At 72.5% G+C, this 19755-nt stretch carries 15 protein-coding genes; 7 read left to right on the forward strand and 8 right to left on the reverse strand.

The window, feature by feature from the left end; translation table 11 throughout:
• The 4 genes from ACFVYR_RS02130 to ACFVYR_RS02145 all read right to left on the reverse strand — a co-directional run.
• A partial coding sequence (locus ACFVYR_RS02130) for an AAA family ATPase (RefSeq protein WP_389611114.1) occupies nt 1-1741 on the reverse strand: 1741 nt, incomplete at its 3' end.
• Nucleotides 1742-1909: 168 nt separating this feature from the next.
• Nucleotides 1910-3067, reverse strand: a complete 1158-nt coding sequence (locus ACFVYR_RS02135; protein ID WP_384247665.1) for an acetyl-CoA C-acetyltransferase — start codon at nt 3065-3067, stop codon at nt 1910-1912.
• Nucleotides 3068-3122: 55 nt separating this feature from the next.
• On the reverse strand, nt 3123-3752 hold the full coding sequence (locus ACFVYR_RS02140) for a TetR/AcrR family transcriptional regulator (protein WP_384247666.1): 630 nt from the start codon (nt 3750-3752) through the stop codon (nt 3123-3125).
• A gap of 70 nt (nt 3753-3822) precedes the next feature.
• Complete coding sequence (locus ACFVYR_RS02145) at nt 3823-4605, reverse strand: SDR family oxidoreductase (protein ID WP_384247668.1); 783 nt, start codon at nt 4603-4605, stop codon at nt 3823-3825.
• Between the two features lie 144 nt (nt 4606-4749).
• Between ACFVYR_RS02145 and ACFVYR_RS02150 the strand changes: the two genes are divergently transcribed.
• The 4 genes from ACFVYR_RS02150 to ACFVYR_RS02165 all read left to right on the forward strand — a co-directional run bounded on the left by ACFVYR_RS02150 (nt 4750) and on the right by ACFVYR_RS02165 (nt 9240).
• Nucleotides 4750-5931: an acyl-CoA dehydrogenase family protein gene (locus ACFVYR_RS02150; protein WP_384247669.1), complete on the forward strand. Its 1182-nt coding sequence runs from the start codon at nt 4750-4752 to the stop codon at nt 5929-5931.
• A complete protein-coding gene (locus tag ACFVYR_RS02155) occupies nt 5931-6968 on the forward strand; it encodes an acyl-CoA dehydrogenase family protein (protein WP_384247670.1) in 1038 nt (345 codons plus the stop codon). Before ACFVYR_RS02150 ends, ACFVYR_RS02155 begins: the two co-directional genes overlap by 1 nt.
• A 40-nt stretch (nt 6969-7008) precedes the next feature.
• The gene (locus ACFVYR_RS02160) at nt 7009-8193 is read left to right on the forward strand and encodes an anhydro-N-acetylmuramic acid kinase (protein WP_384247672.1); all 1185 of its coding nucleotides are present in this window, start codon (nt 7009-7011) and stop codon (nt 8191-8193) included.
• A 108-nt stretch (nt 8194-8301) separates the two neighbouring features.
• Complete coding sequence (locus tag ACFVYR_RS02165) at nt 8302-9240, forward strand: DUF2510 domain-containing protein (protein ID WP_384247673.1); 939 nt, start codon at nt 8302-8304, stop codon at nt 9238-9240.
• Nucleotides 9241-9387: 147 nt separating this feature from the next.
• Here ACFVYR_RS02165 and ACFVYR_RS02170 read toward each other — a convergent pair whose 3' ends face one another.
• Entirely contained in the window at nt 9388-9972 is a 585-nt protein-coding gene (locus tag ACFVYR_RS02170; protein WP_384247675.1) for a TetR/AcrR family transcriptional regulator C-terminal ligand-binding domain-containing protein, read from the reverse strand.
• A gap of 161 nt (nt 9973-10133) precedes the next feature.
• On the opposite strand from ACFVYR_RS02170, the gene ACFVYR_RS02175 reads away from it, so the two are divergent.
• Together ACFVYR_RS02175 and ACFVYR_RS02180 are read left to right on the forward strand one after the other, a co-directional pair.
• Nucleotides 10134-11102 (forward strand): phosphatase PAP2 family protein, encoded by a 969-nt coding sequence (locus tag ACFVYR_RS02175; RefSeq protein WP_384247677.1) that lies wholly within the window; start codon nt 10134-10136, stop codon nt 11100-11102.
• Nucleotides 11099-12025 carry a DMT family transporter gene (locus ACFVYR_RS02180; protein WP_384247678.1) on the forward strand — a complete coding sequence of 309 codons (927 nt, stop codon included), beginning with the start codon at nt 11099-11101 and terminating at the stop codon, nt 12023-12025. The genes ACFVYR_RS02175 and ACFVYR_RS02180 overlap by 4 nt, the downstream gene beginning before the upstream one ends.
• Before the next feature lie 149 nt (nt 12026-12174).
• Here ACFVYR_RS02180 and ACFVYR_RS02185 read toward each other — a convergent pair whose 3' ends face one another.
• The 3 genes from ACFVYR_RS02185 to ACFVYR_RS02195 all read right to left on the reverse strand — a co-directional run bounded on the left by ACFVYR_RS02185 (nt 12175) and on the right by ACFVYR_RS02195 (nt 18079).
• A complete protein-coding gene (locus ACFVYR_RS02185; RefSeq protein WP_384247679.1) occupies nt 12175-13203 on the reverse strand; it encodes a phospholipid scramblase-related protein in 1029 nt (342 codons plus the stop codon).
• Between the two features lie 109 nt (nt 13204-13312).
• Entirely contained in the window at nt 13313-15922 is a 2610-nt protein-coding gene (gene valS, locus ACFVYR_RS02190; RefSeq protein ID WP_384247681.1) for a valine--tRNA ligase, read from the reverse strand.
• Between the two features lie 99 nt (nt 15923-16021).
• The gene (locus ACFVYR_RS02195; RefSeq protein ID WP_384247682.1) at nt 16022-18079 is read right to left on the reverse strand and encodes a phosphocholine-specific phospholipase C; all 2058 of its coding nucleotides are present in this window, start codon (nt 18077-18079) and stop codon (nt 16022-16024) included.
• A gap of 347 nt (nt 18080-18426) precedes the next feature.
• Between ACFVYR_RS02195 and ACFVYR_RS02200 the strand changes: the two genes are divergently transcribed.
• Entirely contained in the window at nt 18427-19644 is a 1218-nt protein-coding gene (locus tag ACFVYR_RS02200) for a serine hydrolase domain-containing protein (RefSeq protein WP_384247684.1), read from the forward strand.
• Nucleotides 19645-19755: the final 111 nt, after the last annotated feature.

The following is a 19755-nucleotide window of genomic DNA, read 5'->3' on the forward strand; positions in this document are numbered from 1 at the left end:
CGCAGAGCTCGACGACCAGTTCGGCGCTCTCGCCGCGGGTCATGGCGTCGAACGCGCGCAGGATCAGCAGGGCGCGCTCGGCGTTGTCGCGGCCGGTGAGGGGGCCCGCGAGCTCGGCGAGCCGCCGCGAGCGGCCGGGCGAGTCCTCCTCGCCCGCGTGGATGCCTTCCCACATGTAGCGCACGGCTTGCAGGCGCAGCCGTGCGGGTCCCTCCTCCAGCCGGGCCGCCTCCTCGGCGATGGCCCGCAGGCCTTCCTCCAGCTGGTCGTTGTGGACGAGGGCCTGGGAGAGGCGGCAGACAGCGTCGACGCGCAGCTCCTGGGCGAGGCCGGGGGTGGAGAGCGCCTCGCGCAGGTGGCGGATGGTGGTGACGGGCGAGGTGAGGAGGGTGGCGCAGCCCAGTTCGTAGAGCACGCGGGCGTGGATCTCGGGCAGCGGCGGCTCTTTCAGGGCGCGCTCCAGGCACCGGCGGGCCGCGTCGGGCGCGCCGACGGCGAGGTGTTCGGCGGCGGCCTCGCGCAACTGCTCCACCAGGTCGGGGTCGTCGTCCGGGTGGACCTCCAAGAGGTGCCGGGAGGCGGCCGCGGCGCCGAGGCCGGAGTGGGTGATGACGGAGGCGGCCTGGCCGTGCATGGCGGTCTGGGTGGCCGCGGGGATCGAGTCGTAGACCGTGGTGGCGATCAGCGGATGGACGAATTCCAGGCCCTCGTCGCCGTCGACCAGGATGCGCGCCGTGCACAGCCGCTCCGCGCACCGCTCGGCGGATTCGAGTGTCATTCCGGCGAGCGAGGCGGCGAGTTCGGTGGAGATGGAGCTGCCGAGGATGGCGGCGGCCCAGGCGAAGCGGGTGGCGTCGGTGCCGAGGCCTTCGAGGCGGGCGACGAGGCCGCGGCCGCGGGCCGTGCGGTTGAGGGCGCGCAGTTCGTCGGCGGAGCTCTCGACCGGTTCGAGCTCGCTGTCCTGCACCTTGGCGAGGAGCTCGACGGATTCGTACGGATTGCCGCCGGTGACCGCCCAGACCTCGCGGCAGAACGGGGCGTCGGCGTGCTCGCCGAGCGTGGCGCGGGTCAGGCCCGCGGCGGCGTCCGGGGTGAGGGCGCGCAGGGTGGTGAACGAGCGGGCCTTGGCGGCGACGGCTGCCAGGTGGCGGGCGCTGTCGCCCTTGGCCTCGCCGGGCCTGCGGGCGACCACGACGAGTACGGGCAGTTCGTCCAGGCGCTGGGCGAAGGTGGCGAGCCAGTGCAGCGTTTCCTGGTCGGCCCAGTGCACGTCGTCGATGAGGAGGACGAGCGGCCAGTACAGCCTGGTGAGCCGGGAGACCGCTTCGACGAGGCCGTCGCAGACGCCTTGCGGATCGGGCTGGCGCCCGCCGGGCTCGGCTATCCCGAGGGCGGGCCCCGCGATGTCGTAGCAGTCGCCGAAGTACTCGCGGGCCTGGTCGGGGGCGAGGTGGACGAGTGCGGGCTGCAGGAGTTGACGTACGACGTTGAAGGGGACGGAGGTGACCGCCTCTCCGCCGCGGGCGCTCCAGACCGTGGCACGGCCGTCGGCGATGCGGCGCACCTCGGCCAGCAGAGCCGTCTTGCCGATGCCCGCCTCACCGCTGAAGACGATGAGGCCGCCCATGGTGGTCGCGTCGGCGCACAGCTCCTCGACGGCCCGGGTCGCCGCGGCGAGTTCGACATCGCGCTCCCACAGCGGGGCCCAGGCTGCGGCCCCTCCGGGCCGTCCCTGCGTCATCGCGCTACCTCCCGGGGTCGCTCAATCGACGTACAGAAGTCGAGACTAGCCGGGTCGGAGCCGCGATGGAGCGCGGTCGGCGCAGGTACTCCCGCAAGGGGTGAGGAAGAGTCCGCTTCCGCATTCCGCATTCCGCTTCCGGGGCGGCCGGGCATATGACACAGGCTCTCAGAGACGTTCGATGATCGTCACGTTGGCCTGGCCGCCGCCCTCGCACATCGTCTGGAGCCCGAACCGGCCGCCGGTGCGCTCCAGTTCGTGCAGGAGGGTTGTCATCAGCCGCACACCGGTGGCGCCGAGAGGGTGACCGAGGGCGATCGCGCCGCCGTTGACGTTGACCTTCGCGGGGTCGGCGCCGGTCTCCTTCAGCCAGGCGAGGACGACCGGCGCGAACGCTTCGTTGATCTCGACGAGGTCGATGTCCCCGATGCTCATGCCGGTCTTCTTGAGGGCGTACGCGGTGGCGGGGATCGGTGCGGAGAGCATCCGGATGGGGTCCTCGCCGCGCACGGAGAGGTGGTGGATGCGGGCGCGGGGCGTCAACCCGTGCTCCCGCACGGCCCGTTCGCTCGCGATGAGCATCGCCGCCGCGCCGTCGGAGACCTGCGAGGAGCAGGCGGCGGTGATCGTGCCGTCGTCGAGGACGGGCCGCAGGCCCGCCATCTTCTCCAGGGTGGTGTCGCGCCGCGGCCCCTCGTCGGTGGTGACTTCCCCATGGGCGACGAGTTCGCGGTCGAAGCGGCCCTCGTCGATGGCGCGGACCGCCCGCCGGTGCGAGCGCAGGGCGTACTCCTCCATGTCGCGGCGGGATATCCCCCACTTCCCGGCGATCAGCTGGGCGCCGTGGAACTGGTTGACGGGCCGGTCGCCGTAGCGCGAGCGCCAGCCCTCGCTGCCCGCGTAGGGGCCCTCGGTCAGACCGAGGGGCTCGGCGGCCTGCCGGGAGGCGAAGGCGATGGGGATCATCGACATGTTCTGGGTGCCGCCCGCGACGACGAGGTCCTGGGTGCCGGACAGCACGCCCTGCGCCGCGAAGTGCACGGCCTGCTGCGACGATCCGCACTGCCGGTCGATGGTGACGCCGGGGACCTCTTCGGGGAACCCGGCCGCCAGCCAGCTGGTGCGGGCGATGTCGCCGGCCTGCGGCCCGACGGTGTCCAGGCAGCCGAGGACGACGTCCTCGACGGCGGCGGGGTCGACGCCGGCGCGCTCGACGAGCGCCTTGAGGACATGGGCGCCCAGGTCGGCGGGGTGGACCTCGCTGAGGCCCCCCTTGCGCCTGCCGACGGGGGTGCGGACCGCTTCGACGATGTAGGCCTCGGCCATGACGGTGTACTCCTCGGTCTCCTCGGTCGGGCGGCGCCGCGGGAGGAGGCGCCGCTCACTTGCGTAGCGAGATGCCGTCCAGGACCATCGACAGGTACTGACGGGCGATCTCCTCGGGGCTGTGGCCTCCGCCGGGGCGGTACCAGGACGCGGCGACCCAGACGGTGTCGCGCACGAAGCGGTAGGCGAGCCGGATGTCCAGGTCGTCGCGGAAGACGCCTTCCGCGACGCCGCGCTCCAGCGTCGTCAGCCAGGCCTTCTCGAAGCGCTGCTGCGAGTCCGACAGGTACTGGAAGCGCTGCTGTGCGACCAGGTGCCTGGACTCCTTCTGGTAGATCGCGACGGCGGCGCGGTGCCGGTCGATCTCCCGGAAGGACTCGGTGACGAGCGCTTCGAGCGTTTCGCGGGGGCCGAGCCGGGCCTGGAGCACGGTGTCGTACCCGTCCCACAGCTCGGTGAGGAAGGTGCGGAGGATCTCTTCGAGCATCGACTCCTTGGAATCGAAGTGGTAGTAGAGGCTGCCGGCGAGCATGCCCGCGGCGTCGGCGATCTTGCGGACGGTGGTCGCGTTGTACCCCTGCTCGGCGAAGACGTCGGCGGCGATGGCGAGGAGTTCACGGCGCCGCTCGGGCGAGGGGCTCACCGGGGCCTTCTTCTTGCTGGTCTGCTGTTTCGGATTCGGCACACGGTCATTCTCCGCCCAAGCGCTTCGCCGGATTCACCGTCGGGTCCCGCGAGCCGGCACGGGCCGGGCCCTAGGCGTGCTGGCTGCTGACCGAGACCGTCTCCCCCGTCATGTACGAGGAGTAGCCGCTGGCCAGGAAGACGATGACGTTGGCTATCTCCCACGGCTCGGCATGCCGCCCGAACGCCTCGCGTGCGGTGAGCTCTTCGAGGAGCTCCGGCGAGGTGACCCTGGCGAGGTGGGGGTGCATGGCGAGGCTGGGCGAGACCGCGTTGACCCGGATGGCGTGCGGGGCGGCCTCGACGGCGGCACAGCGGGTGAGGGCCATGACCCCGGCCTTGGCCGCCGCGTAGTGCGCCTGGCCCGCCTGGGCGCGCCAGCCGAGCACCGACGCGTTGTTCACGAGTACGCCGCCCCGCCCGGCGGCCCGCATGCGGCGCAGGGCGGCGCGGGTGGAACGGAAGGTGCCGTTCAGCGTGACGTCGATGACCTTGTCCCACTGCTCGTCGGTCATCTCGGCGAGTTCGGCGGTCCCCCCGAGCCCGGCGTTGTTCACCACGATGTCGAGGGGGCCGTGGTGCCGCTCCGCGAGGTCGAACAGCGCCTCGATCTGCGCCGCGTCGGTGACGTCGCACGGCATGCCGTCGACCCGGTCGGCGCCGAACTCCGCCGCGAGCGCCGCCACCGACTCCTTGGTGCGCCGCGCGTGTGCGTCGCCGATGACGATCCGCGCGCCCTCTTCGAGGAAGCGGCGCGCGGTGGCGCCGCCGATGCCCGCCCCGGCGGCCGCCGTGATCACGGCCGTGCGGCCCACGAGCAGGTGGTGCGCGGGCACGTAGGCGGGTGCGTCCATGGTCTTTCCCCAGTTCCGGATTCGGGCTCTCGACTCGCTGACCGCCTTCAGGGTAATCTACCAAACACTTGTTAGGGAAGAGTGCGAAGCGTTCCCGGCCGCGATCGCGGAACCGCATCCCGGATTCGAAGAGGTGGGCCACTGATGGACCTCGACTTCACCGCCGAGGAAGGCGAGTTCAGGCGGCGGGCGCGCGCCTGGCTGGCCGCGCACGTACCGGCCGCGCCGCTCCCCTCCCTGGAGACCGGGGAGGGCTTCGCCGCCCACCGCGAGTGGGAGCGCACACTCGCGGCCGACCGCTGGTCGGTGGTGTCCTGGCCGCACGAGTACGGCGGACAGGGCGTCGACATCGTCAAGTGGCTGGTGTTCGAGGAGGAGTACTACGCGGCGGGCGCGCCGGGCCGGGTCTCGCAGAACGGCATCAGTCTCCTCGCGCCGACCCTGTTCGACTTCGGCACCGAGGAGCAGCGCGCGCGGGTGCTGCCGCCCATGGCGAGGGGCGAGGTGATCTGGGCGCAGGCCTGGTCGGAGCCGGAGTCGGGCTCCGACCTCGCGTCGCTGCGCTCCACCGCCCGGCGCACGGACGGCGGTTGGCTGGTCAGCGGGCAGAAGACGTGGTCGTCGCGGGCCGCGTTCGCCGACCGCGCGTTCGGCCTGTTCCGCAGCGAGCCGCACGGGAACGGCGCGGACCGTGCGGCCAAGCCGCACCGGGGCCTGACGTATCTGATGTTCCCGCTCGACGCGGACGGGGTGACGGTCCGTCCCGTCGGGCGCCTGGACGGCAAGCCCGCCTTCGCCGAGCTCTTCCTCGACGACGTGTTCGTGCCGGACGAGGACGTGATCGGCGAGCCGGGCCAGGGCTGGCGGATCGCCATGTCCACCACGGGCAACGAACGCGGCCTGACGCTCCGCTCCCCCGGCCGCTTCCTCGCCGCGGCGGACCGGCTGGCCGGACTGTGGCAGGCGCACGCGGACCCGGCCGACACGGCGCTGCGCGACCGGGTCGCCGACGCCGTCATCGGGGCCCGCGCCTATGAGTTGTTCACCTGGGCCAACGCGTCGCGATTCCTGGCCGGGCAGACGATCGGCGCCGAGTCGAGTCTCAACAAGGTGTTCTGGTCGGAGTACGACATCGCCGTGCACGAGACGGCGCTCGACCTGCTCGGCCCGGACGGCGAACTGACCGACGCGCCGCCGGTGGACGGCCCCGGCTGGGCCGAGGGGTATCTCTTCTCGCTGGCCGGCCCCATCTACGCCGGTACCAACGAGATCCAGCGCGACATCATCGCCGAGCGGCTGCTCGGCCTGCCGAAGGGACGCCGCTGATGAGGTTCCTCCTCGACGACGAGCAGCGGGAGTTCGCGCACTCCCTGGACGCGATGCTGACGGCGGCGGACACCGTGACGGCCACGCGCGCGTGGGGGGCGGGCGATCACGCGCCGGGGCGGGCGGTGTGGGCACGGCTCGCGGACGCGGGGGTCTTCGCGCTGCCGGTTCCCGAGGAGTACGAGGGTGTGGGGCCGCGGCCGGTGGCGACGGCCGTGGCGTTCGTCGAGTTGGGGCGGCACGCCGTGCCGGGGCCGGCCGTCGAGACGGTGGCGGCGGCCGCGCTCCTCGCACACCTCGCCGACGAGGGTGAGCCGGAACCGGCCAAACGCCTGCTGCCCTTCCTTGCCTCCGGCGCGGTGAGCGCGACGCTGACGCTGCCCGACGGGGGCCCGCACGCCCTGGACGCGGACGCGGCGGACCTGATCCTGGCCGTGACCGACGACGCCCTGCGGATCGCCCCCGGGCACGCGCGCGTGCGCCGGTCCCTGGACCCGGCGCGGCGCCTCGCCGCGCCGCTGCCCGGCGGGGAGTTGCTCGCCTCGGGGCCCGCCCTGAAGACGGCCGCGCGGCACGCGGCACGCTGGGCGGCGCTCGCCACGGCAGCGCAGTCGCTCGGCGTGGGCCTGGCGCTGCTCGACAGGACCGTGGCGTACGTGAAGCAGCGCACGCAGTTCGGGGCGCCGATCGGGTCGTTCCAGGCGGTCAAGCACCGGCTCGCGGATGTTCTGGTGGGCCTGGAGTTCGCCCGGCCGCTGCTGTTCGGCGCCGCGACGACCATGGCCCCCCGCGATGTCGCGGCCGCCAAGGTGACGACGGGCGAGGCCGCGTACGCGGCGGCCCGCGCGGCGCTCCAGCTGCACGGGGCGATCGGGTACACGGCGGAGTTCGATCTGTCGCTGTGGCTCACCAAGGCGCGGGCGCTGCGGAGCGCCTGGGGGGACCCGGGGGTGTGGCGCGGGCGGGCCCTCGCGGCGTACGGGCAGCGGTCCGTCTTCCCGGAACACGAGCCGTCCGCGGCCCGCGAGGTGCGATGATCAAACGCATTCGGTGAGCCGACCGGGAAGGAGGCCCCACGTGCGCGTGATCGGGCTCATGTCAGGGACCTCGTACGACGCCATCGACGCGGCAGCCGCCGATCTGTCCCTGGACGGCGACCGTCTGACGCTCACTCCTCTCGGCCTGATCAGCCGCGGCTACGACGAGGGGTTGCGCGCCGACCTGGCCGCGGCGCTGCCGCCCGCGGCCACCACCCTCGCCGAGGTCTGCCGTCTGGACACCCGGATCGGCCAGGCCTTCGCCGCCGCCGCGGTCGAGGCCGACCGCGAGCTGTGCGACGGACGGGCCGAGCTGGTCGCCTCGCACGGGCAGACCGTCTACCACTGGGTGGCGGACGGGCAGGTGCACGGCACGCTGCAGATCGGGCAGCCCGCCTGGATCGCCGAGGCGACCGGCCTGCCGGTGGTCGCCGACTTCCGGCCCCGTGACATCGCGGCGGGTGGCCAGGGCGCGCCCCTGGTCAGCCTGGTGGACCGGATGTGGCTGCGCGGCAGGCCCGGCTCCCCGGCCGCCCTCAACCTCGGCGGCATCGCCAACATCACCGCCGCCGACGGCACCGCCTTCGACACCGGCCCCGCCAACGCCCTGATCGACGCCGCGGTGCACGAGGCGACGGGCGGGCGCCTCGCCTACGACCTGGACGGCGAGCTCGCCGCACGCGGCACGGTCGACGAGGAACTCCTCTCCCGGCTCCTCGCCGAGCCGTACTACGCACGTCCCGCGCCCAAGACGACGGGCAAGGAGCTCTTCCATCTGCCCTACCTGCGCGAGGCGTTGAAGGGGTACGAGGCCCTGCCGCCGGAGGACGTCGTCGCCACGCTCACCCGCCTCACCGCCCGCACGGTCGCCGACGCCGTCCGCACCGTCGGGTCCTGCGAGGTCGTCGCCTCGGGGGGCGGGACGCGCAACCCGGCCCTGATGGCCGCCCTGCGCGCGGAGTTGGGCAGGGGGATTCCTGTGCGCACCTCCGACGAGCTCGGTCTGCCCTCCGCGGCGAAGGAGGCGTACGCCTTCGCCGTCCTCGGCTTCCTGACCCTGCACGGGCTGCCGGGCACGGTCTCGGCCAGTACCGGAGCGCGGCACGCGAGCGTGCTGGGCTCGATCACACCGGGGCGCCCGGGAACGCCGTGGCCGAAGACAGTGGCAAGGAGCGAGGGACCGGTGCAGCTCGTCGTCAACGGGCGGGGGGACAAGGGCCGGTAGGGCAAGAACACGAGCCGATGGAGCAGGGGGCAGGGCCGACACGGCGGCTCCACACAAGAAGTGGCCCCTCTCATCCACCTTTCACGCGGTGCTCCTACGCTGGCGGTCATGACCCAGATGACTCCCCCAGGCTGGTACCCCGACCCCGGCCAGATCGCCGGCGGTCCTCCCACCGAGCGCTGGTGGGACGGGAACGTGTGGACGGACCAGGTGCGGGCCGCCGCGGGCACCACGGCGTACCCGACGCAGCCGGCCTTCCCGGCGTACCCCGGGCAGCCGCCCGCCCCACGGCGGCGGCTGCGCATGGCGATAGCCACCGGCGTGGTGATCGTCGTCCTCGCGGGGATAGTCGGGGGCGTGTACGCCCTGACCTCCGACGACGACGGGGACGGCGGCGGCACCGCGGTCAAGGAGCCGTCGGCCGGCGCGCCGCGGGGGCCGGGGGCGTCCGAGTCGCCCCGCGCGCCGAAATCGCCGGGTGCGCCCGACGAGCGGGCGCCGCAGGAGGACCCGGGTTTCGTGAGCGACCTGGTGAACGGCATCAGGATCCCCGTGCCGGACGGCTGGCGGGGTGGGAGCACCAAGGACGGCGCAGGGGTGCAGACCAACCCGATCCCGTGCCCCGGGAACACCGCGGAGCAGTGCACGCGCGGCAGCGCGTTCTCGCAGTCGGCCGAGCAGCTGAAGATCGACGCCACGACGCCCGAGGCGGCGGCCAAGGCGGACATCGGGAAGAACGCCGAGACCGGGTACGGCGGCAAGACCTACGGCAGGATCACCTCGCACAAGGTGCTGGCGTCCGAGGCGGTCACCGTGGCGGGCCGGAAGGGCTACCGCGTCCGGTGGAAGGCCGTCACGCAGAAGAGCGACGACGGGTACGTCGAGTCGCTCGCCTTCCCGTCGCCCGCCGACAAGTCGAAGATCGTCATCGTCCGCATGGGCATCGACGTCAACGACAAGGCACCGTCGCAGTCCGCCATGGACAAGATCGCCGCGGGGATCAAGGCCGGTCCGGTCGGCGGTGGCGGGGCAGGCAAGAACGTATAGCCGCGCGGCTACCCGCCCAGCGGGCCGGGCGGGGTTCCTCGCCGCTCAGGAGGAACCCCGTCCGGCCCGGGGGGTGCGCGCCGCCCCCGTCCCCACGGTGCGGCGCGGGCGGGCCCGGGTCGTCATCCAGCAGACCCGGGCCCACGATCAGGTGAGGCCCAGTGCGGGGAGCACACAGGCCTCGACGAAGCGGGTCAGATACTCCCCGTCGGCGTACACGCCCTCCAGGATGGGCCGGGCCCGCAGCACGCCGAACATCTGCACCGAGAGGAACTCCACCGCCGGGTGGCCCTCAGGGATCTCGCCGCGCTCGACGCCGCGCCGGATGATCTCGGCGACGGCCTGGAGTTCCGGCTCGACCAGCGTCTCGCGCAGCGCCCGCTGCAGTTCCTCGTCCTGGAGGACCGCGTGGCTGAGCGCCTGGACCAGCATCATGTCCCGGCCCGACTGCTCGCCCGCGGCGCGGGCCGCCTCCCGCAGGTCCCCGGCGAGGCTCCCGGTGTCGATGCCGGCGAAACGCACACAGCGGTTGGCGCGCAGCGCGGCGGCCACGAACTGGGGCTTGGTCTTCCACTGGCGGTAGAGCGTGGACTTGCTGCAACGGGTGCGGGCGGCCACGCCCTCCATGGTCAGCGAGTCGTAGCCGCACTCGCGGAGCTGGTCGAGGACGGCCTCGTAGAACTCCTGCTCACGCTCCGGCGTGATCTTCGAGCGGCTCGACGTCGACGTCATGGCTCTTCTCCTCGGTACGGCGGCCGATCGGCTCGATCGGCACCTTTCGAAACGCGAGTGTACCGGTACGCCTCCGTATCGGTACACTGGCGTATCGATGAGTGGGGCGATCCTCCGCTCAAGCACCGCACCACCCAGTCGTCACGTAAAGGGGCCGGGGGATGGAATCCCGAACCGAGCCTGCCGAACGGGAGCCGGACATAGAGGTCCGGGAGCCGGGCGCAACCGCCGTCCGGAAGCCGGACACATCTGCCCGACCGCCCCTCGTCCGCGAGCTCCTCCTCGTCGTAGGACTTTTCCTCGTCTACAAATTCGGCAGGCAGCTCGCCAACGGTCACACCGGCGAGGCCTTCCACAACGCGCACCGCGTGTGGGACGCCGAGCGCACCCTGCGCCTGCCGGGCGAAGGCGTCGTACAGCACGCCCTGCTCAGCAGCGAGTCGCTGATCCACGTCGCGAACACCTACTACGCGACCGTGCACTTCCCGGCGACGCTGCTCTTCCTTGTCTGGCTGTACCTGCGCCGCCCGCGGCACTACGTCTGGACGAGGCGGGTGCTCGCCGCGCTGACCGCCGCCGCGCTCGTCCTGCACCTCGGCTTTCCGCTCGCGCCGCCCCGGATGCTCGACGTGGCGCACCTCATGGACACCGCGCAGGTCTACGGGCCTTCGGTGTACGCCGCCAAACCCGCGACCGACACCATGGCGAACCAGTTCGCGGCCATGCCGTCCCTGCACTTCGGCTGGGCGCTGATGCTCGCCGTCGGCATGATCGTCGCCACCTCGACGCGGTGGCGCTGGCTGTGGCTGCTGCATCCGCTGCTGACCCTGCTCGTGGTGGTCGGCACCGCCAACCACTACTGGCTCGACGCCCTCGCGGCGACCGCTCTGCTCGGCATCGCGCTCGCGGTGATCCGGCTGCCGAAGGCGGGCCGCTCGCGGGTCGTGCGCCGCTCGGCACCGCCCCGGACGCGGACACCGGCACCAGCACCAGCACCAGCACCAGCACCCGAGCCCACGCCCGCACTCACAGCCCCAGCCACAGCCACAGCCACAGCCACAGCCCCATTGACACCCACACCGGCACCGGCGCCCGCACCGGAACTGATCACCTCGGGAGCCCGCCGATGAGCGCCACGCTTCTCGCCGTCGTACTCTCCCTCGTCTCGGCGGCCGCGTACGCCGCCGCGGCGGTCGCCCAGGAGCGGCTGGCCTCCCGTGTCGCCGAGGGCGAGAGCGGCGCCCTGCGGATGCTCGGCAGCGGCACCTGGTGGTCCTCGGTCGGGCTGAACGCGTCCGCGGCGCTGCTGCACGTGGCGGCCCTGAAGTACGGGCCGCTCACGCTGGTCCAGCCGCTCGGCGCGCTCACCCTGGTCGCGGCCGTGCCACTCGGCGCCCGGCTCGCGGGCCGCCGGGTCACGCGCCTGGAGTGGCGCGGCACGGGCCTCACCCTCATCGGCCTCGGCGCACTGCTCCTGACCGCGTCGGGGCCCGCGCCCGAGGACAGCCTGACGGTGCCCGAGGCGCTGACCGTCGCGGCGGCGACCATGGCGGTCATCGGCTTCCTCTCCCGGCCGGGCACCCGCCCCGGGCTGCGGCACGCGACCGCGTCCGGCTTCGCGTCGGGTGTCGCGTCGGCGCTCACCCAGACCCTGACGGTCGCCGTCACCGACCGCTCGGGACCGCTGCTCAGCCCGCAGGTGATCGTCGTGGCGCTCCTGGTGGCGGCGCTCGCCGCGGGCGGCCTGCTGCTCTCGCAGACCGCCTACCGCGGCGGCCTCGGCGCACCGCTCGCCGTGGTGACCCTGTCCAACCCGCTGGCGGCCTCGGTCATCGGCGTGGCGCTGCTCGGCGAGCGGCTCCAGGGCGGGGCCGGCGGCGTCGCCCTCGCGGTGGCGGGCGCCGGAGTGGCGGCGTACGGAGTGGTCGTGCTCACCCGTTCGCCCCGGTCCGTCACCGGCGGTGCCGCGGTGGAGTCCCTGCTGTCCATCCCCGACCAGCCCGGGTCGCCCGAGGGGGCGCGACCGGCCCCGTCCGGCCTGCAGAGCGTGTGAGACGGACGGACAGACGGACGGAAACGGACAGACGGACAGACGGACAGACGGACAGACGGAAACGGCGCCGGTCGCCCCTGACGAAGGGGGCGGCCGGCGCCGTCGTCATACGAGAAGGCGGGCGAGAAGCCGGACGGCAGGGGGCACGGTCACCCGAAGCCGCGGGAATCCTGCTTCAGCGCCGTGTCGACGGTGAGCGCGGTCGCCACGACCAGGCTCAGTAGCGGCTCGGGCAGCTGGTAGTGGATCTGCAGGACGTAGTTGTCCGCGGTGGTGAACATGGTCTTGGCGAGGCCTTCCCAGGTCTTCGTGATCCGGGCGACCTCGTTGTCGGCGTGGTCGACGATCGAGAAGTTCCAGGCGCGCCAGTTCTCCGCCTTGATCGCGCCGACCTGCCGGCCGTCCACCATCATCCCGAAGTTGATCTTGCCGATCATGTTCTGCTGGACGATCTCGCCGACCGGCTGCCCGTCCGGGCGCTCGACGATCACCCGGGACTTCATGAACTTCTTGGGGCGCGTCAGCGTGAGCTGCGGCTGGCCGTACGCGTCGCGGATCTCCAGCTTGTGCGTCATGAACTGGTCGATGCTGGAGACGAAGCGCGCGACCTTCTTCAGCGTGCTCTGGCCCACCTGGACGACCGAGCCGAGCGTGTTGCCCGCCTGGTCCATGACGCTGTACTCGTTCGTCAGCTCGATGAGCTTGGCCTTCTGGTTCACGACGAGGACCGGCTCGGTGAACAGCGAGCCGCCGCCCTGCGCGGACGGCGCGACGCCGGCCTGCTGCTGCACCTGGCGCTGCACCTTGGCCGGGTCGGCCGCCGGGGCCGCCTGCGGGTGCGGGTGCGGGTTCGCCTGCGGCTGGCCGAACTGCCCCTGCTGGGCCGGGGCCTGGGCCTGGCCGAACTGGGCCTGCGGCTGCGCGAACTGGCCCTGCTGCTGCGCGGGCTGGGCCTGCGGCTGCCCGAACTGGCCCTGCTGCTGGGCGGCGGCCGGGGCCTGCGCGTGCTGCTGCTGTTGCGCGGGCTGCTGCTGCGCCTGCTGCGGGACCTGCTGGGCCTGCTGCTGGGCCGAGGTGGTGTGCTCCGTCCATTGGGAGCCGTCCCACCAGCGCAGGAGCTGGGCTGCGCCGTGCGGGTCCGGGTACCAGCCTGCAGGAGTGTTCGAATGCGTGGTCACCCGGGTGACCCTACCCCCCGGGCACGGGCCGCCCGCCAGCCCCATGCTGAGTTGTGATGTCCGCCTCAGCCGGGGCGGTCGGCGCCCTCAAGGGGCGCACCCGAGCCGCTCAGAACACCACCTCGACCCGCAACGGCTCCGCCCCTTCCGCCTCCCGCAGCTCCACCGCCCCGATCCTGCCCGCCGCCCGCACGTCGTCCGCAACCGACGCGAAGCGGGTCAGGGCGGCGCGCGGGGCCGTGGCCGTCGCCCTCGCGACCTCCGTGCGCATCGAGAGGCAGGCCTGTGACTTCGCCTTGCGGACCGCGGCGACGGCCTCCGAGGCGACGGCGAGGACCTCCGCGTCGCCCGCACCGGCCCGTAGCCCGGCGGCGTCCGGCCACGCCGCGCGATGGACCGATCCCTCGCGCCACCACGACCAGACCTCCTCCGTGACGAACGGCAGGACCGGCGCGAGAAGGCGCAGCAGGACGTCGAGAGCCGTGCGCAGCGCCGCTCGCGCCGACCCCGCCGCGGCCGTGTCGCCGTGGTCGCCGTACGCGCGGGCCTTGACCAGTTCGACGTAGTCGTCGCAGAACCGCCAGAAGAGCTGCTCCGTACGTTCCAGGGCGCGCGCGTAGTCGAAGGCCTCGAAGGCCCGTGTCGCCTCCTCGACGGTCGACGCCAGCCCGGCCAGCAGGGCGCGGTCGAGCGGTTCCGTGACGGCGGCTTGGGGCTCCGGCGCGCCCTTGGACCCCGGCGTGCCCTTGGGCCCCGGTGTGCCCTCGGTTTCCGGCGCGCCGAGGCCGAGGACGAACCTTCCGACGTTCAGGACCTTCGTGGCCAGGCGGCGGCCGACCTTCATCTGGCCGACGTCGAACGCCGTGTCCGTGCCGGGACGCCCGCTCGCCGCCCAGTAGCGGACGGCGTCCGCGCCGTGCTGTTCGAGGAGGTGATCCGGAGTGACCGCGTTGCCCTTGGTCTTCGCCATCTTCTTGCGGTCGGGGTCGAGGATCCAGCCCGAGATCGCCGCGTGCCGCCAGGGCAGCGCGTCGTGCTCGGCGTGGGCCCGCACGACCGTGGAGAACAGCCAGGTGCGGATGATCTCGTGGGCCTGGGGGCGCAGGTCCATCGGGAAGACCCGCGCGAACAGGTCCGGGTCCGCGAGCCACCCGCCCGCGATCTGCGGGGTGAGCGAGGACGTCGCCCAGGTGTCCATGACGTCCGGGTCGCCGATGAAGCCGTGCGGCTCGCCGCGCCGGTCCGCCTCGTAACCGGGCGGGGTCTCCGCGCTCGGGTCGACGGGCAGCGCGGAGCGGTCGGGGACGATCGGGTGCTCGTGGTCGGGTCTCCCCGCGCCGTCCAGCGGGTACCAGACGGGGATCGGGACGCCGAAGAACCGCTGCCGGCTGATCAGCCAGTCGCCGTTGAGGCCGCCGACCCAGTTCTCGTAGCGGGTTCGCATGTGCGGCGGATGCCACGCCAGCTCGGCGCCACGGGCGAGGAGCCGCTCGCGCAGCGCGGCGTCCCTGCCGCCGTTGCGGACGTACCACTGGCGGGTCGTGACGATCTCCAGGGGCTTGTCGCCCTTCTCGAAGTACTTGACCGCGTGCGTGACGGCGCGCGGCTCGCCCACCAGGGCGCCGCTCCCGCGCAGCATGCCGACGACGCGTTCGCGCGCGGTGTGCGCGGTGGCGCCGGCGAGTTCGGCGTACGCGGCGACGGCGGCCGGCGCCTCGACGCCGGGCGGCGGCTCGGCGAGGAAGCGGCCGTCCCAGCCGATCACCGACCGGGTGGCGAGGCGCAGTTCGCGCCACCATGTGACATCGGTCGTGTCGCCGAACGTGCAGACCATGACGGCGCCCGTGCCCTTGCCGGGCGCCGCCAGACGGTGGGCGAGGACGGGGACCTCGACGTCGAAGAGCGGTGTGCGGACCGTCGTGCCGAACAGGTGCCTGTAGCGCTCGTCGTCGGGGTGGGCGACGAGGGCGACGCAGGCGGGGAGCAGTTCGGGCCGGGTCGTCTCGATCAGGACGGCGTGGCCGTCCGCTCCGTGGAACGCGAGCCGGTGGCGGGCGGCGGGCCGCTCCCGGTCCTCCAGCTCGGCCTGGGCGACCGCCGTGCGGAACGTGACGTCCCACAGGGTGGGCGCCTCGGCGACGTACGCCTCACCGCGCGCGAGGTTGTTCAGGAAGGCGAGCTGCGCGGTGGCGCGGGCCTCGGCGCCGATGGTCCGGTAGGTCCTCGACCAGTCGACGGAGAGTCCGAGCCGCCGCCACAGCGCTTCGAAGGCCTTCTCGTCCTCGACAGTGAGGCGCTCGCACAGTTCGATGAAGTTCCGCCGCGAGACGGCTAGTTGGTGCTTGCCGGGCTTCTCGGGCGGGACGAGGTCCGGGTCGTACGGCAGGGCGGGGTCGCAGCGGACGCCGAAGTGGTGCTGGACGCGGCGCTCGGTCGGCAGGCCGTTGTCGTCCCATCTCATGGGATAGAAGACTTCCTTGCCCCGCATGCGCTGATAGCGGGCGACCGCGTCGGTGTGGGTGTACGAGAAGACGTGGCCGACGTGGAGCGAGCCGCTGACCGTGGGCGGCGGAGTGTCGATGGAGAAGACCTCGTCCCGCGTCCTCGACCTGTCGAAGACGAATACGCCCGCCTGCTCCCATCGCCGGGACCACTTCTCTTCGAGCCCGTCGAGGACGGGCTTGCCGGGGGCGCCTGCACGGCGATGGGTGGCTGCCATGCCCCTGGATGCTATCCAGCGGTACGGGCCGGGGCCTCTTCTTTTCCGGCGCCGCTCCCGCCCCCCAACACCGGGGGGCGGGAGCGTGCGGAGGGCCGGTCAGCCGGTGATGATCGCCGGGTCGCTGACGCCCGCCTCGCCGGTCTCCACGTGGCCCGCGAGGCGCCGCAGGAATCCGGCGTCCGCGTCGGACTTCACGGTCAGGTCGTACCAGCGCTTGGTCGACCGCAGGTCGACGGTGTGCTGCACGGAGGCGCCGGCCTTGACCTTGAAGGTCTGGCGCGCGCCGCCGTAGGCGTTGGTCACCGTGAGGTTCACGTCGGCGCTGCCCGTGTTCTTCAAGGTCAGCTTGATGTTGCCCGTCGTGCCGTCGTGCCGGGCGACGACCTCGGGACCCGCCTTCTTGCCGGGGCCCCTGAAAGTGCGCAGGAAGCCGTTGGGGCCGAACACCGAGAGGTCGTAGCTGTCGTGGGAGTACTTCGAGTTCCACGTGTCGGAGACCGTCTTGCCCGCCTCCGCGGTGTACGTCCAGGGGCCGTCGGTGCGGTTGGCCGAGCGGACGTGGAAGCAGACGCCGGCCTTGGAACCGCCGCTGAAGGTGAGCGTGAACTTGCCCGCGGTCGCGTCCGCCGCGCCGTCGACCAGCGGGGCGTACGGCAGCGGGCGGGCGGGCCGGGAGCCGCGCTCCTGCTTGGGCAGCGCCGGATTCGCGGGCGCCTTGGGCACGTAGTCGGGGTGCCGCTTGTCGTCCGGCGGCTGGTAGGCGGCGGTGTCGGGCAGCCGCGCCGGGCCGGTGTCCTTGCCCGCGAAGTCGAAGGCGGAGGTGAGGTCACCGCAGATCGCCCGGCGCCACGGCGAGATGTTGGGCTCCCTGACGCCGAAGCGCCGCTCCATGAACCGGATGATCGACGTGTGGTCGAAGACCTCGGAGTTGACGTAGCCGCCGGTGCTCCACGGCGAGACGACGAGCATGGGGACACGCTGGCCGAGGCCGTAGTGCCCTGCCGCGTAGGAGGCGTTGCCGGGGAAGTAGTCCAGGGTGGTGTCCACGGTGGACTTGCCCTGGTTGGCGTCCTTCGGGACGTACGGCGGCACGATGTGGTCGAAGTAGCCGTCGTTCTCGTCGTACGTGATGAACAGCGCCGTCTTCGCCCACACCGCGGGGTTGGAGGTGAGGGCGTCCAGGACCTGCGCGATGTACCAGGCCCCGTAGTTCACGGGCCAGTTGGGGTGCTCGGTGAAGGCCTCCGGACACGCGATGTAGGAGACCTGCGGCAGCCGGTCCGCCTTCACGTCGGCCGTGAGGATGTCGAAGTAGCCGTCGCCCGCCTTGGCGTTGGTGCCGGTTCGGGCCTTCTCGTACAGCGGGTCGCCCGCCTTGGCGTTGCGGTACTTGTTGAAGTACAGCAGCGAGTTGTCGCCGTAGTTGCCGCGGTACGCGTCGTCTATCCAGCCCCAGTGCCCGGCCTTGTCCAGGCCGTCACCGATGTCCTGGTACACCTTCCAGGAAACGCCCGCCTGCTCCAGGCGCTCCGCGTACGTCGTCCAGTCGTAGCCCGCCTCCTGGTTGCCGAGGACCGGGCCGCCGCCCTTGCCGTCGTTGCCGACGTGGCCGGTCAGCATGTAGTAGCGGTTGGGGTCGGTGGCCCCCATGAACGAGCAGTGGTAGTCGTCGCAGACGGTGAAGGCGTCGGCGAGGGCGTAGTGGAAGGGGATGTCGTCCCGTTCGAGGTACGCCATCGTCCGCTCGGACTTGGCGGGGATCCACTGGTCGTAGTTGCCGTTGTTGAACGCCTTGTGGCCGCCCGCCCAGTCGTGGTCGAGGCCCGCGATGAACTGCATGCCGAGGTTCTCGGCGTCCGGGTGGAAGGGCAGGACCTCCTTGGCGCCGCTCGGCTGGTGCCAGACCGGCTTGCCGTTCGGCAGCGTCACCGGGCGCGGGTCGCCGAAGCCGCGTACGCCCTTCATGGTGCCGAAGTAGTGGTCGAAGGAACGGTTCTCCTGCATCAGCACGACGACGTGCTCGACGTCCTTGATGGTGCCGGTGGCGCGCCGGGCAGGCAGGGACGCGGCCTTCGCGATGCTCTGGTTGAGCATCGCGAACGCGGCGGTGCCGCCGGTCAGCTGCATGAAGCGGCGCCGATTGAGTTCAGGCATGGGTAATCCGACCTCGTGTGATGTGGGGGACGCGAGCGGGGTGAAGTGTGCCAAGGGGAGCAAGCGATACGGAAGAGCCGGTGACGGGCGTGTGAAGAGAAGTCCAACCTCTGGTCGACAGGACACAAGGCCTCACCATTTCGGGACCGCCACCCCATAGCGGACATAAGACAAGGCCCGCACTTGACCAGTGCTTTCACAGCACATTCACATCACGTCTACGCCCTCGCGCCGGGTCCGCTTCGCCACACCCACGGCGTCGCGGGGGTAGGTGCCATGGGCAACCATGCGGAAGGATGGCGGCCACGGCCCTTCCCGCCGTCCCGCTCCGGCCACCGAGGAGAGTCATGACTGTGCGCGTCCACGGCATCTGCGCCCCCGGGTTCGAGGGCGTACGGAAGGAGTTCGAGCGGAGTTTCGCCGAGCGGGACGAACTCGGGGCGTCCGTCGCCGCCACCGTCGGCGGACAGGTCGTCGTCGATCTGTGGGGCGGCGACGCGGACCGCACGGGCACCCGCCCCTGGGAGCGGGACACGCTGGTGAACGTCTACTCCACGACCAAGGGCATGACGGCGCTCTGCGCCCATCTGCTCGCCGACCGGGGCGAGTTGGACTTCGACGCGCCTGTCGCGCGGTACTGGCCGGAGTTCGCGCGGGCGGGCAAGGCCGACATCCCGGTGCGCTGGCTGCTCAGCCACCGCGCCGGGCTGATCGCGCCGAGCGAGCCCATGGCACCGGGCGCGGCGTACGACTGGGAGAAGGTGACCGAGGCGCTGGCGGCGACGCGGCCGTGGTGGCGTCCAGGGACGGCGCAGGGCTATCACGCGGTGACGTTCGGCTTCCTGGTCGGCGAGGTGGTGCGGCGTGTCAGCGGTCTCTCGCTCGGCGCGTTCCTGCGCGCGGAGGTGACCGGGCCGCTGGGCGCGGACGTCCATGTCGGCACGCCGGAGAGCGAGCACGGGCGGTGCGCGGACCTGGCGCCGCCCGTCCCGGCCGCCGGCGCGTCGTCGTCGGCCGCGCGCGGCACCTTCGGCGACGCCCCCAAGCCGCCGGTCGGCGGGCTGACGGACCATCCGATGGCGCCGGTCACGCTGGCCCTGCACTATCTGCCGCTCGGCGACGTGAACAGCGCGGCCTACCGCAGTGCGGAGATACCCGCCGCCAACGGCCATGCCACCGCCCGCGGACTCGCCGCCGTCTACGCGGAGTTGGCGTGCGGGCGGCTTCTCTCCCCCGGCGCGCTGGAGCGGTTGCGCACGCTGCAGAGCGAAGGGGACGAGCCGGACCTGGTACTGCGGGCGGGCACCCCGCTCGCCGAGTCCTGGCCGTGGGGCCTCGGCTACATGCTCAACCAGTACGGGCAGGCGGGCCCCAATCCCCGGGCGTTCGGCCACGGCGGCATGGGCGGCTCGTACGCCTTCGCCGACCCGGAGAACGGCGTCTCCTACGCGTACGCCATGAACCGCATGGGCGCCGGGACGTCGGGCGAGGACCTGCGCAGCATCCACCTGGTGGGGGCGCTGTACCGGTGCCTGAGCGATCGGGGCCGGGGCGGGGGACGATGATGAGGACATGACTTCACGCACTACAGGCACTACAGGCACTACAGGCACTACAGGCACTTCACGCCCTGCGCTCAGAAGGGCCGTCTTCGCCACGGGAGAGCCGACCGATCC

Origin of the sequence: Streptomyces sp. NPDC058284, assembly GCF_042881135.1 — a bacterium.
Classification (GTDB): domain Bacteria; phylum Actinomycetota; class Actinomycetes; order Streptomycetales; family Streptomycetaceae; genus Streptomyces.

Bases quoted from the DNA above. Each gene is read 5' to 3' on its own strand.
- ACFVYR_RS02135 (WP_384247665.1), bottom strand. From the start codon at position 3,067: ATGGCCGAGGCCTACATCGTCGAAGCGGTCCGCACCCCCGTCGGCAGG.
- ACFVYR_RS02145 (WP_384247668.1), bottom strand. From the start codon at position 4,605: ATGGACGCACCCGCCTACGTGCCCGCGCACCACCTGCTCGTGGGCCGC.
- ACFVYR_RS02150 (WP_384247669.1), top strand. From the start codon at position 4,750: ATGGACCTCGACTTCACCGCCGAGGAAGGCGAGTTCAGGCGGCGGGCG.
- ACFVYR_RS02155 (WP_384247670.1), top strand. From the start codon at position 5,931: ATGAGGTTCCTCCTCGACGACGAGCAGCGGGAGTTCGCGCACTCCCTG.
- ACFVYR_RS02165 (WP_384247673.1), top strand. From the start codon at position 8,302: ATGACCCAGATGACTCCCCCAGGCTGGTACCCCGACCCCGGCCAGATC.
- ACFVYR_RS02170 (WP_384247675.1), bottom strand. From the start codon at position 9,972: ATGACGTCGACGTCGAGCCGCTCGAAGATCACGCCGGAGCGTGAGCAG.
- ACFVYR_RS02175 (WP_384247677.1), top strand. From the start codon at position 10,134: ATGGAATCCCGAACCGAGCCTGCCGAACGGGAGCCGGACATAGAGGTC.
- ACFVYR_RS02180 (WP_384247678.1), top strand. From the start codon at position 11,099: ATGAGCGCCACGCTTCTCGCCGTCGTACTCTCCCTCGTCTCGGCGGCC.
- valS (WP_384247681.1), bottom strand. From the start codon at position 15,922: ATGGCAGCCACCCATCGCCGTGCAGGCGCCCCCGGCAAGCCCGTCCTC.
- ACFVYR_RS02195 (WP_384247682.1), bottom strand. From the start codon at position 18,079: ATGCCTGAACTCAATCGGCGCCGCTTCATGCAGCTGACCGGCGGCACC.
- ACFVYR_RS02200 (WP_384247684.1), top strand. From the start codon at position 18,427: ATGACTGTGCGCGTCCACGGCATCTGCGCCCCCGGGTTCGAGGGCGTA.